The following is a 16,170-nucleotide window of genomic DNA, read 5'->3' on the forward strand; positions in this document are numbered from 1 at the left end:
ACCTGTAAGGAGGAATCTGAAGATGAATGAAATCATGAAAATAAGAAATCTGTCGAAAATCTATGGAAAAAAAGAGGTAAGAACGACAGTACTGAATAATCTGTCACTGGATATTGAGGAAGGGGATTTCATCGCGGTTATGGGTCCCAGCGGGGCGGGGAAGAGTACGCTTTTGAATCTGCTGAGTACGATCGACAAGCCGACACAGGGCAGCATTATACTGGATGGACAGGAGCTGACAGCCATTCGCAATGAAAAGCTGGCAAAGCTTCGAAAGGAACACATCGGCTTTATCTTTCAGGATTACAATCTACTGGATAATATGACGCTGATGGACAATATTGCCCTGCCGCTTTCATTATCCAACGAGAAGGCAAAAAACATACAGCAGCGTGTGCAGGAAATGGCAGGGCTGTTTCATCTGGAGGGGCATTTGGAAAAGTATCCGCATCAGCTAAGCGGAGGTCAAAAGCAGCGTGGAGCCGCTGCACGTGCACTGATTCGCAATCCCCGCATTGTGTTTGCGGATGAACCGACGGGTGCACTGGATTCCAAAAGCAGCCGTGAGCTTTTATGCAGCCTGAAGGAAATCAACGAGGAGCGCAATGCGACGATTCTGATGGTCACACACGATGCCTTCAGTGCCAGCTACGCCCGCAAGGTGTTTATGCTGAAGGATGGAGAGATATTTACAACGCTTCATGCGGATGCAGAGCGTTCGGTATTCTATGAGCGCATCCTGCAGCTGCTCGCTTCCATGGGAGGTGACTAACATGCAGATACTGCGTCTGAGTATTGCAAATTTCAAACGCAATATCCGGTTCTATCTGTCCTATATTCTGTCTCTTTCCTTCAGCGCCTTTATCCTGTATGACTTTCTTGCCTTAATGGATTCCGGACTGCTGGAAATCATGGGAAAAAAGAATCAGGAGTTCAGTGATATGATTCTGGTCTCTATGATTGTCGTGCTGCTGTTTTTCGTCTTCTGCTTTCTCTGGTATGCGACCAACGTGTTTTTGAATTTGCGGAAGAAGGAAATGGGGACTTTTATTTTCATGGGACTGGACCAGAAAGAAATCTCCCGTATGTATACGCTGGAAATGCTGTTGGCTGCTTTGAGTGCCGTATTGACCGGGATTGGTGCAGGTGTTGTATTCTTTAAGCTGTTTGCCATGCTGTTTTTTCAGCTGAGTGGTATGGAAGCGGATATTTCCATGCAGTTTTCCTTCGTATCCGCTCTGCAATGTGCCGCAGCCTTTCTCATTTTATATCTGCTACTTGCCATAAAAGGGTATTTTTCTATCATAAAGACAAGCATCAGGGATATGCTGGAGGCAACCCGTCAGCGTGAGGTGGTAAGGGCAACAGGGCTTCGTGCTCTGCTTTCTTCTCTTCTCTTTTCCACCCTGCTGATTGGCGGATACTTCTGTGCTATGCAGATTGGGGAAATGGACAGCTTCAGCTATATGCTGCTTGCTGTTGTTCTGGTCATTGCCGGTGTATACGGCCTGTATCGTTCGCTGTTTCCCTATCTTTTACAGCAGCTTTCCATCAAAAAGGGTTTTCTTTATCGAAAGCAGCGGACATTATGGATCAACAATCTGGTGTTTCGCGTAAAGAAAAATTATCGTACCTATGCTATCGTAACCATTATGATGCTGTGCTCCGTCAGTGCTCTGAATGCAGGGCTGGCCTTTAAGCAGCGCTATGACGCCATGGCGGCAGGGGAAGGACAATTCTCCTATATTCTGCTCAGTACACAGCCCATTCCGACAGAAGACCTTAACAAAGCCGCAGCGGCTTTTGGAAACATGGAATATCAGGCAGTGCTGCAGGGCTTTCCGTATACCTATGAGGATGAAAACCATCTGATCTATACAGATATGGTGCTTTCCTATACAGACTATGAGACATATTGTAAAAGCATTCATAAACAGGTGTTCGCCAGGGAACCGAAGCCGGGAAACGGTCTTTGTCTATCAAAGAAATATCTGATTTCCATGGCTGATGAGGTAGAGGATATCGTTCCCTTTCCTCGACGCTCTATCCACATTCAGGAAAAGAGTGAGGAGTATTATTTTGGAATCATGCAAAACAATATGAACTTCATCATTCTGAATGATGAGGACTATCAGGCTGTTATCAATGAAAAAACACAATATATGCATATGCAAATGGTGCAGATGGATACCGCCGTCGATATCAAAGAGCTTCGCAAGACATTGGCACCGCTGTGTGATGAACAGATTTCAGCTATGGGGGTCGATCCCGAAAATGATGATCTGGCATTTGTCCGCGTTATGTACGCTGCCTGCGTCTTCATGTTTCTAGTCTTCGTCGTTTCCTGCGGTGGTGTGATCTTTATGAAAACCTGCAACGATGCGGATGATGATTATGGCCGCTGTCAGATTCTGAAAAATATCGGCATATCGAAACAAGACATGAAAAAAGCCATCCACAGGGAATTGGGCTTCACCTATATCATGCCGCTGCTGCTGACAGCTATTTCCAGTGTGTTCATCATTCATGCCATTGAACGGGTTATGCGAACAAAAACACTGCTGCCGATCAATCTTTTAACTCTGGCGGTTGTCTTCCTGTTCGATCTGATGCTGTATCTTATTTCTGTACAGATGTATGAAAAACGCTGCGGACTTGCGGATGAAAAACAGAGGTAAGGATACGCATGAAAATACAGCTGGAACGGTATACGTAAAAAAGTATTCCGGTTAATGCATGCTGTGTATCCAGTGTGCATAATTCAAAGTCAGGATATCCTGTGCATAGAAATTGATAACCTATGACTCATAAGGAAAAGTCGTATACAGGGCTGTCTTCAATCTCAAATCGGGCAGCTTGAACAAGGATAGAAAGAGCTTCTTTGGAATAGGGATGTGAAGAATTATGTGTAAGCTTACCATACAGTTTCGCCATATTCCCACAACCCGTTGACTGGAGCAGGAGCCCCTATACCAAAGGTGCTTCCCAGAGTGTGATTTCTTAACCGTTTGCCTGCTTGTGGTATGTATCGAACGAGGATGCCACATGCCTCTTAAGCATGTCCTTATAAAGAAAGTATCCGGAAGATAAAAGCAGAGGATAACATGATCGCGCTGCTTTACTTCTTGCACGCAAAAGGAAGCTTACATAAGCTTCCTTAAAAATAATGGATATCAAATTATCGTAGGGGTACATCATTTACATGCTTTTCTTTACGAGCACGGTTGTATAACCGGCATTGGAACAACAGCCTCTTTGGTATATCTCATGCGGGTGTCCTGGCTTAGCTTATTTAAAAACCGGAATAAACCATGTAAGGATATCAAAAATTATACCTATGATTCTGCACTGTTTATCACCTTTTATTTTATCTTTTGCCACATATGCTATTTGTTCCATGGTGAATCCTTCCTTTAACAGCTCTTTTACCTCCTCCTCAGTAAATTTTTCTTTTATTAGTTTCTCTTGCTCATCCTTGGCAGCTAATGGCTTTTTTCTTTGTGTTGCTTGTTTGTTATTTCTCACGGTTGAGTTTGTTTTCAGCTGAATATACAAGTATCGTTTTCACAGGGAGCAAACACGGTGATCGCCATTAGATTTGCGGTTGTAGCAGCTGTTATTTTCATAGTATGCGCCTCCTCGGAATGGTTCTTCTATCACCTATATCATATCATAAAAAAACAGGTGATAAAGCTAATTTATTCATTTTCCTATGCTGCAACAGCTCTGCATTCACTGCCGGTTCTGTCACTGCAATACAACGCATGAAGTTCTGAGAAATGATGTTTGCGTATACCCTTGCGCATCCTTAAGAATGCTTCTTCTCCTCATAATCAGCATCTGCACCGACACGATTCGGATATTCTCTACACATTCTTTTTGTTATTCCAATAGCTGTGTTCCCATGCAGAGGAATCCGCGATATCGTCATCCAGCACAGCCATTTGCATATTGCAGTCTTGCTTGCATACGTTGTTTGATTAAATAATGCATAAAAGCCACAGGGCTTTTGTTAGTTCCTGTGGCTTTTATGCATTCCTTTGCCTTTCTCATTGCCTGTTTCTTCATCTCTGTTTTTTTGCCGCATCCTCCTTGTCAAAATAGATGCGCAACGCTTTTCCCATGAATCTGGATGCTCCCCTGCCATAGCGCTGATCCGTCTGCTGTATCAACGCTTCATTGTGCAGGTAGCTGTCAATCAGCAGCTTTTGCTGATGCATACCTGGATTACTGCCACAGGCTTCCTCTTCCGGTATCAGATGCTGCATGTCGTAAATGATCTGCTGCACCTGTGCGGATGCGGGGTCACGTGTGGTATCCTGCAGCAGTTTCTCCATGAGCTGTTGATTACGTTTTCCATAATTCTGCTGCCTGATATGTTCCAGCTTTTCCATAATCTCTGAAAAATGCTCCAGATTGTACTTCATGGCATCAGTATACGCCGCAGTGCTTCCATAGTATTCAACTGCGGTTTTTGCGATATCCGCTTCATGCTCGCGTATATGGGCGATAATGTCATCAAAGGCGGCAATGCTGCCCCACTGCTGCATGATTTCCTCGGTATGCTCAGCTTTAAATTGCTCCAGCAGCTGCAGGTAGCTCTGCAGCTTAAAATCTTCAAATTCCATACAGGATTCTCCCTTCTCTAATTTATCGAGCAGCGATAGCAGACGATCTAACCGATCGCGCCGCTTGATCAGCAGAGCCTTCTGCTTCTGAAATGCTTCTGCCTGATCGTATTCCTTCTGTGTCATAATGCGTTTGATTTCCTTCAGCGGAAAATCCAGCTCTCGAAAGAGCAGAATCTGCTGCAGGGTTTTCAATGCTTCCTCATCATACAGGCGATAGCCTGCTTCCGTAAGTGACGTTGGTTTGAATACGCCGATTTCATCATAATATTGCAGGGTCCTGACACTGATGCCTGTCAGCGCTGCGACCTCTTTCACTGTTTTCATGGTACCACTCCTGTCTTCGATACGTAAGTCATTTTACTTTGCGCGCGCCAATGCTTACCATATCTTCTCTTTCATCATACAGTATCACGCAGCGTGAGAGTCAACAAAAAAATATTATTTACTGAGCACTGCTGCAAAAAGGGAATCCTAGGAATGAAGCCAGGGCTTGCGCATGATTTCCATCATAAAACCGAACTTGATTTCATACGATGGATTGAGGTGATCCGGTATGATTCGAGGAAAGGTCAAAACGAGAATATCCACTATCTTTCTCTGCTGCATTCTTATTTTTTGCTGTATACTGGGCAAGCTCGGTTATGAACAGATCTTTCATCATACCGATATTATGGAAAAAGCCCTGAGCCTGTGGGAGCGTGACTTTACCGTAGCGGGTCTGCGCGGCTCCATTCTGGATAAAAACGGAAATGTTCTGGCACATGATATTCCAAGTACATCGGTGATGGTCGTACCTGCCCAGATACAGGATGCCGACAAGACAGCCCAGCAGCTGGCAGATGTATTACAGGCGGATAAGAAAAAAATCCTGTCTACCATCACCAAGCATGTTAGCACCCAGAAGCTGCAGCCAGAGGGACGTTTGATCAGCGATGATAAGGCGCGCAAGCTGGAGGCGATGGATTTACCAGGCGTTTATCTGGTGCAGGATTCCCTGCGCAACTATCCGAATAATAACTATCTTGCACAGGTGCTGGGCTTTACCGGTATCGATAATCAGGGGTTGGCAGGTCTGGAGCTGCAGTATAATGATATTTTGTCTGCGAAAAGCGGTGCTTTGAATATCCCGTTTGATGCCAAGGGGCATAATGTTGAATTATATAAGGAAAGCTATGAGGCACCGGGCAGAGGGATGGATGTACAGCTGACCATTGATTCCAATATTCAGGATATCGTGGAGCGGGAGCTGAACAATCTGGTCAAGCGCTATAAGCCGAAATCCGCACTGGCTCTGGCGATGAATCCGAATACCGGGGAAATTCTGGCCATGGTCAGTAAGCCTGACTTCGATCCGAATCATTACAAGGATTATTCCAGTGATGTATATAACCGCAATCTGCCAATCTGGAAGAGCTATGAGCCCGGCTCCACCTTTAAATCCGTAACCTTCGCTTCTGCATTGGAGCTGAAGCTGTTTGATATGTTTAAGGATACGTATTACGACCGCGGCTATGAAATGGTCGGCGGTGCCCGTATCAAATCCTGGAAGGCGGGAGGTCATGGGCAGCAGACCTTCCTGCAGGTGCTGGAAAATTCCTCCAATCCCGGCTTTGTGGAAATATCGAGGCGTATGGGACTGGACAATGAATATGACTTTGTAAAAAAATTCGGCTTCGGTGAAAAAACGGGCATTGATCTGCCCGGAGAAAGCAAGGGCATCATGTTTAAGAAAAGTGCGATGGGAGAGCTGGAACAGGCGACGGTTGCATTTGGACAGGGGCTGAGTGTCACACCGATTCAGCTGGTTACCGCTTTCTCTGCCATCATCAACGGCGGAACCCTGTATACGCCGTATATCACCAAAAGCATCAACGACCCGATTACCCATGATGCAATACTGGAATATAAGCCGACAGCAAAACGCAAGGTGATCAGTGAGGATACCAGCAAGAAGATGCGCTATGCATTGGAAAGTGTTGTCGCCAACGGCGGCGGTAAGCCGGCATATACCGAGGGCTATAAAATCGGTGGTAAGACCGGTACGGCACAGATTGCGGAAAACGGTGTGTATTCCACCAGTAACTACATTCTGTCCTTTCTGAGTGCGGCACCGATTGATGATCCGCAGATCGTGCTGTATATTGCGGCAGACAGTCCGCAGAATGACGTACTGTACGGTGGAACGGTCATTGCGCCGGTCGCAAAGGCCTGCTATGAGGATATTCTGCCCTATCTCGGTGTGAAAAAGGCGGAGGAACAGATTCCAAAGAAACTGGTCTGGCCGGAAACGGAAAATATCAAGGTGCAGGATTTTAGAGGAAAGAAGAAAAAGGATGTAGCGCAGGAGGGTGTCACCTTTACCTTTATCGGCAGCGGCGATACGGTAATGGAACAGATGCCAGAAGCAGGCACCACACTCAGTGCTGAGGGAGGGGAGGTTTGGATTTATCTTGGAAATGATAAGGTTAAATGAGTTGTTTGCACTGCTGCATATCGACTGTGAGGATGCGCGTATCCTGCAGGGAATCAGTGATGATACCCGCGACGTAAAAAAGGACTGGCTCTTTGTCTGCCGCAAAGGAAGCCTATATGATGGAGCGGCGTTTTTACAGGAGGCGCTGGACAAGGGGGCAGTGGTGCTGTGCGATCAGATGCTGCCTATGCAGCATGTCTACTACACACCGCATGTAGAGCGCATTACACAGGCATTGCTGGAGCTGTACTATGGGGATTTATGTACCCGTCTGCATGTGATCGGCATTACGGGAACCAATGGAAAAACAAGTGTTGCCAGCATCATCTCCCAGCTGCTGAAGATGGAAGGATGCCGGGTTCTGCAGATCGGCACCGGGAGTGTCCGCTATCCGGATGAGGTCATTGAAATTCACAACACCACGCCGGGCTGTTTTCAGCTGGCAAACTATTTCAGGAGAGCGCACGATGAGAAGATTACCCATGTTGTCATGGAGGTCAGCTCACATGCCATTGATCAAAACCGCATCAGCTTTCTGCATTTTGATGATATCGTTTATACGAATATCACACAGGATCATCTGGATTATCACCTGACCAGAGTGCATTACCGCTATACCAAATTCAAGCTGCGCCGCTATCTGAAGCCGCAGGGAACCATTGTGTACAACAGTGACCTCAGCTATATGCAGGAGCTGGTCAACCTTGCCCAGCATGCCTGTATCAGCATCGGTATGCAGGCAGCACATTTTCCGCTGCATCATGTGGAACTTAGTGATCATGACCTTTCCTTTCGCCTGCAGGGCTATGATTTTCATGCCCGTTTGCTGGGTATGGTGAATGTATACAATCTGGCAGAGGCAATTGTGGTTGTCCATCGACTGGGCTTTTCCTATGAGCGCTTGCGTAAGGATTGTGAGAAGCTGCTGCCGGTCAGCGGTCGCATGGAGGTTATGGAGGTTGGCGGATTCACCATCTGGATCGACTATGCACATACTGCAGCCGCGGTCGAAGAGCTGCTGGTCTTTGCCAATTCTGTAAAAAAAGGAAGGATTCTGACCATCTTGGGGTGTGGAGGAGAACGGGATCGCACCAAGCGTCCTGCCATGGCTGCCATTGCCGCAAAATACAGTGATCTTGCCGTTTTCACGAGTGATAATCCAAGAGGGGAAAGTGTAGATCGTATCCTTGCCGACATGAAATGTGAGAGCTTTCCCAACGCAGCAGTCTTCGAAAATCGCTACTTTGCGATAAAACATACTATCAAAGTAGCACAAAATAGTGATATAATAATAATCGCTGGAAAAGGGAGCGAGGAAACCATCACGGCTTTCGGACAAGAATATCCCTTTTCTGATCGATCCTGCGTAAAGGAACGTCTAGCTAAGGAGGAACTACTTTGGAAATAAAATATCTGCTTGCATTCGGAATCAGTCTGGTGGCAACCCTGGTGGTAATGCCGCTGCTCATTCCGTTTCTACATAAAATTAAATTCGGACAGAGCATCCGCAAGGAAGGACCGCAGAGCCATATGGCGAAAACGGGAACCCCGACGATGGGAGGACTGGTATTTGTAAGTGTCCCGATTCTGGTTATGCTGGTTCTGGACTACAAGGCTTTTTTCTCAGGGGAAATGCTGATCTGTGTACTGGCTTATCTGGGCTATGCCCTCATCGGATTCATTGATGATTTCCTGATCGTCGTGAAAAAGAACAATGACGGTCTGAAACCATCTGTGAAGTTTCTGATGCAGTCCGTGCTGGCGGTCGTATTTTATCTGTTCTACCGCTCCATTGCGGAAACGACGCTGATTCTTCCGGTTGTTCATATTTCACTGGAGCTGGGAATTCTGTATTTTGTACTGATCTTCTTTATGTTCACCTGTGAATCCAATGCCGTCAATCTGACGGATGGTCTGGATGGCCTGTGTGCCGGAACCTCCATCATTGCGATTGCGCCCTTTGTGATATTTGCCCTGCTGCAGGGAAATAAGGATCTGGCAATGCTGCTTTTGGCGGTATGCGGTTCGCTGCTTGGGTATCTGCGCTTTAATGTGCATCCGGCTAAAATCTTTATGGGGGATACCGGCTCCCTGGCAATCGGCGGTCTGCTTGCGGCAAGCGCCATGATTTTAAAGCAGGAGCTGCTGCTGGTGGTGATCGGCGGTGTCTTCGTCATGGAGCTGCTGTCTGTCGTCATTCAGGTAACAAGCTATAAGGCGACAAAGAAGCGGGTGTTTCGGATGGCACCGCTGCATCATCATTTCGAGCTGGGCGGTATGAAGGAAACACAGGTGGTGCTGATGTTCTGGAGCATCGGTGTTGTCCTTGCGGCACTTGGCTTATGGCTGGGGGTAATGTAATATGAAGGAACATGTACTGGTAATTGGAGCCGCAAAAAGCGGTGTTGCGGTCGCAAAGCTGTTACAGCGGCATGGCTATGATGTTACGATTACGGATATGAATGCGATCCGTGAGCTGGAAGAGCTGCAGACCCTGGGCATTCATGTGTTTGAAAAGGGACATCCGGAAGAACTAAAGCGCGAAAACTATGCCTTCGTTGTGAAAAATCCGGGGATCAAATACACGGTTCCCTTTGTCCGCTACTTTGTGGAGCACAAGGTGAAGATTCTGACAGAGGTGGAAATCGGCTACCGGTATGCGACAAAATTCAAGTATGGTGCTGTGACGGGGACGAATGGAAAAACAACCATCACCACCATGCTGTATGAAATGCTGAAATATAACCATAAGGCAATCGTAGCCGGCAACATCGGCTGGCCGCTGAGTGAGCTTGCGCTTGCTTATGAAGATGAAGAAAAGGATGTCGCCTTGGAGCTGAGTAATTTTCAGCTGCTGGGCATTGAACACTTTGCGCCGCATGTCAGCGTGGTATGCAACCTCGCACCGGATCATCTGGACTATATGCCGAGTGTGGAATCCTATTATGAAAGCAAAATGCGCATTTATGAGAACTGTACAGAGGATGACTGGTTCCTGCGCAATGTGGATGATGCAACCGTCATGCAGTATGCGCAGCATATTCCATGTAAAGTGATTGATTTTTCCCTGACACGTCAGGATGTTGATTTGTATCGTAAAGACGGTACGGTATATCTGCATGAGCTTGCGCTGTTTGAAGAAAAAAACTTTCATGTCGTCGGCGACTATAATCTGTCCAATGCCATGATTGCATCCTGCATGGCCTATAAGCTGGGCGTATCCGTTTCTGATATTCAAAAGGCGATTGCCGCCTTTTCGCCGGTGGAGCATCGTCTGGAATATATCGGAGAGAAAAACGGTGTAAAATTTTACAATGACTCCAAGGCAACCAATACCCATGCGGTTGCTGCGGCATTGAACTCCTTTGATAAAAACATCATTCTGCTTGCCGGCGGGCATGACAAGGGCATCAGCTTTGAAGATTTGAAGCAGTATGATGAACGCGTCAAGCTGTGTGTGGCTTTTGGAGAAACCGGACCGCAGTTTCAGGATATCTTCTCCTGTGTTCAGGTTGTGGAAACCATGCAGGAGGCACTGGATGCGGCAGTTGCGAACAGTAAGGAACAGGATATCGTCCTGCTGTCACCGGCATGCTCGAGCTATGACCAGTTTCCAAACTATGAGGTGCGCGGTGCCCTGTTTAAGGAAATGGTAAGAAAGTGGCTGCAGGCATAGGTCTGAAAAAGGAGCTTATGCATACGCCCTAGCTGTTTTGGTCCTGAAAAAAGCTTATTTCTTACACAATTGTTATTGTTTTTTCAAGGGGAAAGGTTGTGCTTTACCTCCGTGTGGTTTACAATGGTAAAGAATGAAAAAAAGGAGATTACACTATGTTTCTATTTGATATGATAAAAGCGGTTCTGCTGGGAATCATTCAGGGGATTACGGAATGGCTTCCTGTCAGCAGCACCGGGCATATGATTCTGTTCAACAGCTTCTTTCCGATGAGCTCATCACTGGCCAAACCGGATACTCCGGAATTTGCATTCTGGGGATTGTTTCTGGTTGTTATCCAGCTGGGGTCCATTCTGGCAGTCTGCGTTTTGTATTTTCATAAGCTGAATCCATTTTCATCAAGAAAATCCATCAGTGAAAAACGTTCCACATGGGATTTGTGGTTTCATGTTCTTGTAGCCTCCATTCCCGGTATTATCGGAATCTTTCTGAATGACTATGTTGAAAAGTATATGAACAATGCCATTGTTGTGGCAATTGCACTGATCGTATTCGGTATCGGATTTATTGTACTGGAAAGCACCAAGCATCATCCCAAATACCGTAGGGTTGGTGAAATCACCTATCAAACGGCCTTTCTGATTGGTTTGTTCCAGCTGATTGCGGCTCTGGTTCCCGGAACCTCACGGAGTGGGGCAACCATTTTAGGAGCTTCCATTCTGGGGTGTTCCCGTTTTGCAGCCAGTGAGTTTTCCTTCTTTATGGCGATTCCTGCCATGGCAGGTGCCAGCGGATTAAAATTCTTAAAATACTTCATGCATTACGGATTCTCCATGAGCGGGGGAAATATTGCACTGCTCGTTGTCGCAAGCATTATCGCATTTGTGGTATCCATGTTTGCCATCCGCTTCCTGATGAATTATATCCGCAACCATGATTTCAAAATCTTCGGTTATTATCGAATCGTTGTAGGTGTTGCAGTGCTGATCTGTTACTTCCTCGGCGTATTAAATTTAAGTGCAATTTAATCCAATCGTATACAGGGCAGAGGCTGGTTCAGCTTCTGCCTTGTTTGCTTATGCATAAAGGCTGATATGGCTTGTTTCCAGCTCGTGCTATTCTCAAACAGAAGCAGTGCAACGATAATGTACATAGAGAAGGAGGCTTCTCAAAAGGGTTCTTTCTTACTTTAGTCTGTTTGAAAAAGGGAGAAATCAACTTCTATTGATAAATACAATCGTGTTGATATCTCCCTGTTTAAGTTTACCAGCAATAGAGAAAGAACCCTCAAAAAGACGCATCCCTTTTCTCTATCGCCTGTAGACGACCTCAAAATCCTCGAATACAACCGGCATATCCTCACAAAACGAATAGCCCAAAGCATTTCCTTCCTTTGTGAAAAAGGCACGATGGGTTTTCTGCCACGATTCCAGTGTATCGTCCTCACCCTCCCGCATACACAGCGCGAAGGTTATCTTATGGAAGGGAAGGATCGTAACGGCTGTGGTTTTGATCACACAGAAGGGAGTGCCTGCCCAGTCGGTCAGAATATTGAAGTCATTGACCTGCGGCAGCCGTTCCTGCTGTATTTCATATGCATAGAGGCTGCTTGCAGTCGCTCTTTTTATGTTATCAAGCACCAGCTTTAGCTGGCTGTCCGCAAGCGTTTGTGTCAGTTCAAAATGAAAGGCTTCCTGATTGATATGTGGTGGTAAAGGGAAGCTTGCGCCTCTTTCAGAAAGGATTCCCAAAATTTCTGTATTTCCATACTGCTATGCTTCCTTTAGCCGCAAAACGGCTACGGTTTCACCGTCACACAGCTCGTTGTTTTCATGAAAGCCTGCTGCATAATATAAGGCACGGGCAGCTGTATTCTCTGCCTCATAGGAAAGCCATACGAACTCTGCTTTACCACAGGGCATCGTTTTTACAAAATCAATGGAAGTCTGCAGCGCCTGCTTGCCTAGTCCTTTTCCCTGCCAGGCTTTATCAATCATAAACCGCCAAATGGAATAATTATTCTGTGCGATCGGCGGATCACTTTCTTCCTGTCATCCGTAGCCAAACATGACAAAACCAATCAGACTTTCCTCATCGTAGATGCCAAACGGCAAAGCAACACCACCTTCTGTCATCGTTGTATATGCCTGCAGCATGCTCTCTGTATTGGTTGCCACAAAGCTTTGCTGTTCATCATGCACCTTCAGCCGAACAATGGACCAGATATTGCGTTTGTCAACCTTGCGTAGTGTTATCATCAACATCTCCTTTGCTGTATGGTAGCAGCTTGTTTTGTATTCATCGCTTTTTATTTCTCGTTTTCCCGTAACAGCTTGTCGAGCATATACTCACGGTTATTGATAAACATTTCGGTGATCTGATAGGATGCGGTCTGCTCATAGGTGATTTCTTCAATGATTCCATCATCAAAGCTTAAAATCTGTGCATTGGGAATACCAAGCAAAATCGGAGAGTTTGTTGCAATGAGAAACTGTGAGCCTTCCCAAGCCATCGTTGACAGCTGTATCAGCAGGGTCAGCTGGCGCTGTGGGGACAATGCGGCCTCCGGCTCATCCAGTAAAAACAAGCCGATGTCCCGAAAGCTTTGTATAAAGGATAGAAAGCTCTCACCATGGGAACAGGAATGCAGTTCTCTTCCCTGATAGATGGACGCATACTCCTCAGCCTTGGTCGCAAGATTATAAAAACTTTCCGCCCGTAAAAAATAAGAACAGGAGGGCTGACAGAAACCGCGGCTTAAATGAATCCCCTCGTGCAGGGAGGAATGCGTATCCTTTGTATAAAAGCGGTAGTTTTTGGTACCACCCTCCGGATTAAAACCATAAGCAACAGCAATCGCCTCCAGAAGCGTTGATTTGCCGGAGCCGTTTTCTCCTGTAAAAAAGGTAATCTGTTTTTGAAAGGCTAGCCGGTCAAAGGAGTGCAGTGCCGCAATATGTTGCGTATAGTCGCTAACAGCATCCCAATCTATTGATACTTCGCGTAGAAATAAGCTATGCATACAACCCCTCCTTCTATATGTATCATATCATACATTAACAGGAAAACCAGCAAATAAGCTGCTGGAAGAGAAAAGAAGCATTACGGGGAATGCTTCTTATTCGAACAATTGAAAAATTATAAGCAATGCGTTTATTTAAAATAACTGGAAACCAACTTTTTTCTTGACCTTCATCAGCTTTTTGTGCGCACTGCGTCTTGCTTTTTCATTTCCTTCTGTAATAACCTGTTCCACCATACCGCTGGAGAGAATCTCTTTGTACTTTGCCTGCAGCTCACTCAGGAAATCAAAGACTGCAGCGCCGACCTCCTTCTTGAAATCGCCATAGCCCTTACCCTTATAGCGCTCAACAATGCTTTCGATGCTTTCCCCATTCAAGGATGATAAGATTGTTAACAGATTGGAAACACCCGGTTGATGTTCGGGGTCATACTGAATGATACCCAATGAATCAGTAACTGCAGACATAATTTTCTTTCGTGCTACTGCCGGTTCATCCAGCAGATCAATGGTACCCTTTGGATTTTCCTCAGATTTGGACATCTTCTTTGTAGGATCCTGCAGGGAATAAATTTTTGCACCTACCTTACTGACAAGCGGTTCCGGAATGACAAAGGTATCACCATAACGGTTGTTGAAGCGCTCTGCCAGATTTCTGGTCAGCTCCACATGCTGCTTCTGATCCAGACCTACCGGTACATAATCCGCATCATACAGCAGGATATCTGCAGCCATCAAAGAAGGATACGTAAACAGTCCTGCGGTAATACCTGTTTCACCCTTTGCGGTCTTATCCTTATACTGTGTCATTCGCTGCAGCTCGCCCATATAGGAATTGCAGGTCATTATCCATCCAAGCTCCGCATGTTCATGCACATCGCTCTGTAAAAAGATGGTAGCTTTTTTTGGATCCAGTCCGGCAGCCAGGTACAGGGCAATTAAATCCTTTGTGTTCTTTTTCAGCTCTGCACGCTCCTGTGGAACCGTGATTGCATGCATATTCGCAATGAAGACATACATTTCATAATCGTCCTGATAAGCTACGAAATTCCGTATGGCTCCGATATAGTTTCCGAGTGTTAAACGCCCGGTTGGTTTGATGCCGCTTAGCATTCTTTTCATATAAAACACCTCCATAAAATAAAAAAAGTACCATGTAGGGACGCTGACAGCGTGGTACCACCCGACTTATTCCATTGCTTTTCGCACAAGGGAATCACTTGCCTGTAACGTTAAAGGCTTTTACGGTTCCCGCAGGAACATGCTCCAAAGACCCAATTCATTTTACAGGCTCCTGCTGACTTGCACCATATACCAGCTCTCTGATGAGGAACTGCCGTAAAACTACTATATCTTCATCTCTGCATTTCTGATTCCTTATTATCATACTATTATCAAATATGAAAAACAAGGAAAAAAGCAAAATCTGCAAAAATTGCTTTCCTATTAAAATACAATGAATTATAATAGATATATGTGAAGGAGGCAGAGAAGATGATTATTTTATATACTTCGCCTGGGTGTGCTAGCTGTAGAAAAGCGAAACAATGGTTAAAAGACAATGATATGAAATACATTGAAAAGAATATTTTTACAACACTGCTGAAGGAGGATGAAATCAAATACCTTTTGCAGAGAACAGAGAATGGTACAGAGGATATCATATCCACGCGTTCCAAGGCGTTTCAGGAGCTGCATAGAGATTTGGATGATATCTCTATCAAGGAGCTGGTGGATATAATACAGAAAAATCCATCCATTCTGAAGCGTCCGATTATGATCAATGAGAAGAGCTTCGTTGTCGGATATGACGATGATGAAATCACGGCACTTGTTCCGGCGAAGCTGCGGCTTACCGCACAGCAGGCATGTAATCCAAGCTGTGCAAACTATCCGATCTGCGGCAGGGTTCGCGAGGAAGCATAAGAGCTTTACAAAATGGAAGCAACTAAAAGAGCTGTGACAGACTGTCTTCAGGCAGGTTGTCACAGCTTTTTATTACCTTTCATCGCATTTTATTTTATAAACGGAGATGGAAAAGCTCCTATAGAATAGAGAAACAGCTGTAAACAAAGGATGTAACCGTTTACGATTGATAATGTTAAAAAAAAGATGAAAAAAGTGAATTTTATCGTTGACACAGGGTATGATTCGTTGTATTATATACGAGCGCTGATGAGAAACAAGGGCGCACGAAATAGAAATTTCGGTCTTTGAAAACTGAACAGGAAACGTCAATTGTTTGAGAAAACAATATTCTCGGTATAACGATAACAAAAATGAAATTCAAACGCAAGTCATGCGTTAGAGCTAAATCAAATGGAGAGTTTGATCCTGGCTCAGGATGAACGCTGGCGGCATGCCTAAT

17 protein-coding genes are annotated in these 16,170 nt (G+C 45.5%); 8 read left to right on the top strand and 9 right to left on the bottom strand.

Annotated features, from left to right (window positions below; translation table 11 throughout):
• The first annotated feature begins 22 nt into the window (after positions 1-22).
• The gene (locus KSZ58_RS19975) at positions 23-772 is read left to right on the top strand and encodes an ABC transporter ATP-binding protein (protein ID WP_008817675.1); all 750 of its coding nucleotides are present in this window, start codon (positions 23-25) and stop codon (positions 770-772) included.
• A 1-nt stretch (position 773) separates the two neighbouring features.
• Positions 774-2,678 (top strand): ABC transporter permease, encoded by a 1,905-nt coding sequence (locus KSZ58_RS19980; protein ID WP_009588210.1) that lies wholly within the window; start codon positions 774-776, stop codon positions 2,676-2,678.
• 610 nt (positions 2,679-3,288) lie between these two features.
• Here the strand turns inward: KSZ58_RS19980 and KSZ58_RS19985 are convergent.
• The 4 genes from KSZ58_RS19985 to KSZ58_RS23295 all read right to left on the bottom strand — a co-directional run bounded on the left by KSZ58_RS19985 (position 3,289) and on the right by KSZ58_RS23295 (position 5,237).
• The gene (locus KSZ58_RS19985) at positions 3,289-3,525 is read right to left on the bottom strand and encodes a hypothetical protein (protein WP_035303444.1); all 237 of its coding nucleotides are present in this window, start codon (positions 3,523-3,525) and stop codon (positions 3,289-3,291) included.
• Between the two features lie 402 nt (positions 3,526-3,927).
• Positions 3,928-4,068 carry a hypothetical protein gene (locus KSZ58_RS19990; RefSeq protein WP_254884739.1) on the bottom strand — a complete coding sequence of 47 codons (141 nt, stop codon included), beginning with the start codon at positions 4,066-4,068 and terminating at the stop codon, positions 3,928-3,930.
• On the bottom strand, positions 4,065-4,955 hold the full coding sequence (locus KSZ58_RS19995; protein WP_008817673.1) for a MerR family transcriptional regulator: 891 nt from the start codon (positions 4,953-4,955) through the stop codon (positions 4,065-4,067). Before KSZ58_RS19995 ends, KSZ58_RS19990 begins: the two co-directional genes overlap by 4 nt.
• Positions 4,956-5,102: 147 nt before the next feature.
• On the bottom strand, positions 5,103-5,237 hold the full coding sequence (locus KSZ58_RS23295; protein ID WP_272490532.1) for a hypothetical protein: 135 nt from the start codon (positions 5,235-5,237) through the stop codon (positions 5,103-5,105).
• Here KSZ58_RS23295 and KSZ58_RS20000 point away from each other — a divergent pair.
• The 5 genes from KSZ58_RS20000 (at position 5,185) to KSZ58_RS20020 (ending at position 11,808) form a co-directional block, all read left to right on the top strand.
• Entirely contained in the window at positions 5,185-7,104 is a 1,920-nt protein-coding gene (locus KSZ58_RS20000; protein ID WP_002610016.1) for a penicillin-binding transpeptidase domain-containing protein, read from the top strand. The genes KSZ58_RS23295 and KSZ58_RS20000 overlap by 53 nt on opposite strands.
• Positions 7,088-8,512: a UDP-N-acetylmuramoyl-L-alanyl-D-glutamate--2,6-diaminopimelate ligase gene (locus tag KSZ58_RS20005; protein ID WP_050783712.1), complete on the top strand. Its 1,425-nt coding sequence runs from the start codon at positions 7,088-7,090 to the stop codon at positions 8,510-8,512. Before KSZ58_RS20000 ends, KSZ58_RS20005 begins: the two co-directional genes overlap by 17 nt.
• On the top strand, positions 8,503-9,465 hold the full coding sequence (mraY, locus tag KSZ58_RS20010; protein WP_002610019.1) for a phospho-N-acetylmuramoyl-pentapeptide-transferase: 963 nt from the start codon (positions 8,503-8,505) through the stop codon (positions 9,463-9,465). Before KSZ58_RS20005 ends, mraY begins: the two co-directional genes overlap by 10 nt.
• 1 nt (position 9,466) lies before the next feature.
• Positions 9,467-10,780 carry a UDP-N-acetylmuramoyl-L-alanine--D-glutamate ligase gene (murD, locus tag KSZ58_RS20015; protein WP_009588219.1) on the top strand — a complete coding sequence of 438 codons (1,314 nt, stop codon included), beginning with the start codon at positions 9,467-9,469 and terminating at the stop codon, positions 10,778-10,780.
• Positions 10,781-10,935: 155 nt separating this feature from the next.
• Complete coding sequence (locus KSZ58_RS20020) at positions 10,936-11,808, top strand: undecaprenyl-diphosphate phosphatase (RefSeq protein WP_008817670.1); 873 nt, start codon at positions 10,936-10,938, stop codon at positions 11,806-11,808.
• Between the two features lie 282 nt (positions 11,809-12,090).
• Here KSZ58_RS20020 and KSZ58_RS20025 read toward each other — a convergent pair whose 3' ends face one another.
• The 5 genes from KSZ58_RS20025 to trpS form a co-directional block, all read right to left on the bottom strand.
• Positions 12,091-12,531, bottom strand: a complete 441-nt coding sequence (locus tag KSZ58_RS20025) for an ASCH domain-containing protein (RefSeq protein WP_008817669.1) — start codon at positions 12,529-12,531, stop codon at positions 12,091-12,093.
• 21 nt (positions 12,532-12,552) lie between these two features.
• The gene (locus KSZ58_RS22965) at positions 12,553-12,810 is read right to left on the bottom strand and encodes an N-acetyltransferase (RefSeq protein ID WP_227761521.1); all 258 of its coding nucleotides are present in this window, start codon (positions 12,808-12,810) and stop codon (positions 12,553-12,555) included.
• A gap of 21 nt (positions 12,811-12,831) precedes the next feature.
• Positions 12,832-13,038: a hypothetical protein gene (locus KSZ58_RS22970; protein WP_008817667.1), complete on the bottom strand. Its 207-nt coding sequence runs from the start codon at positions 13,036-13,038 to the stop codon at positions 12,832-12,834.
• A gap of 50 nt (positions 13,039-13,088) precedes the next feature.
• A complete protein-coding gene (locus tag KSZ58_RS20035; protein WP_161129404.1) occupies positions 13,089-13,802 on the bottom strand; it encodes an AAA family ATPase in 714 nt (237 codons plus the stop codon).
• Positions 13,803-13,937: 135 nt separating this feature from the next.
• Entirely contained in the window at positions 13,938-14,924 is a 987-nt protein-coding gene (gene trpS, locus KSZ58_RS20040; RefSeq protein WP_008817665.1) for a tryptophan--tRNA ligase, read from the bottom strand.
• A gap of 372 nt (positions 14,925-15,296) precedes the next feature.
• Between trpS and spx the strand changes: the two genes are divergently transcribed.
• Positions 15,297-15,728: a transcriptional regulator Spx gene (gene spx, locus KSZ58_RS20045; protein ID WP_002610030.1), complete on the top strand. Its 432-nt coding sequence runs from the start codon at positions 15,297-15,299 to the stop codon at positions 15,726-15,728.
• Positions 15,729-16,170: the final 442 nt, after the last annotated feature.

It is taken from the genome of Erysipelatoclostridium sp. DFI.2.3, from assembly GCF_019132535.1.
Taxonomy (GTDB): domain Bacteria; phylum Bacillota_I; class Bacilli_A; order Erysipelotrichales; family Erysipelotrichaceae; genus Clostridium_AQ; species Clostridium_AQ innocuum.

Bases quoted from the DNA above. Each gene is read 5' to 3' on its own strand.
- KSZ58_RS20035 (WP_161129404.1), bottom strand. From the start codon at position 13,802: ATGCATAGCTTATTTCTACGCGAAGTATCAATAGATTGGGATGCTGTT.
- KSZ58_RS19980 (WP_009588210.1), top strand. From the start codon at position 774: ATGCAGATACTGCGTCTGAGTATTGCAAATTTCAAACGCAATATCCGG.
- KSZ58_RS20000 (WP_002610016.1), top strand. From the start codon at position 5,185: ATGATTCGAGGAAAGGTCAAAACGAGAATATCCACTATCTTTCTCTGC.
- KSZ58_RS19995 (WP_008817673.1), bottom strand. From the start codon at position 4,955: ATGAAAACAGTGAAAGAGGTCGCAGCGCTGACAGGCATCAGTGTCAGG.
- murD (WP_009588219.1), top strand. From the start codon at position 9,467: ATGAAGGAACATGTACTGGTAATTGGAGCCGCAAAAAGCGGTGTTGCG.
- KSZ58_RS20005 (WP_050783712.1), top strand. From the start codon at position 7,088: ATGATAAGGTTAAATGAGTTGTTTGCACTGCTGCATATCGACTGTGAG.
- KSZ58_RS19990 (WP_254884739.1), bottom strand. From the start codon at position 4,068: ATGAAGAAACAGGCAATGAGAAAGGCAAAGGAATGCATAAAAGCCACA.
- KSZ58_RS23295 (WP_272490532.1), bottom strand. From the start codon at position 5,237: ATGCAGCAGAGAAAGATAGTGGATATTCTCGTTTTGACCTTTCCTCGA.
- trpS (WP_008817665.1), bottom strand. From the start codon at position 14,924: ATGAAAAGAATGCTAAGCGGCATCAAACCAACCGGGCGTTTAACACTC.
- KSZ58_RS22970 (WP_008817667.1), bottom strand. From the start codon at position 13,038: ATGATAACACTACGCAAGGTTGACAAACGCAATATCTGGTCCATTGTT.
- KSZ58_RS19975 (WP_008817675.1), top strand. From the start codon at position 23: ATGAATGAAATCATGAAAATAAGAAATCTGTCGAAAATCTATGGAAAA.
- spx (WP_002610030.1), top strand. From the start codon at position 15,297: ATGATTATTTTATATACTTCGCCTGGGTGTGCTAGCTGTAGAAAAGCG.
- KSZ58_RS20020 (WP_008817670.1), top strand. From the start codon at position 10,936: ATGTTTCTATTTGATATGATAAAAGCGGTTCTGCTGGGAATCATTCAG.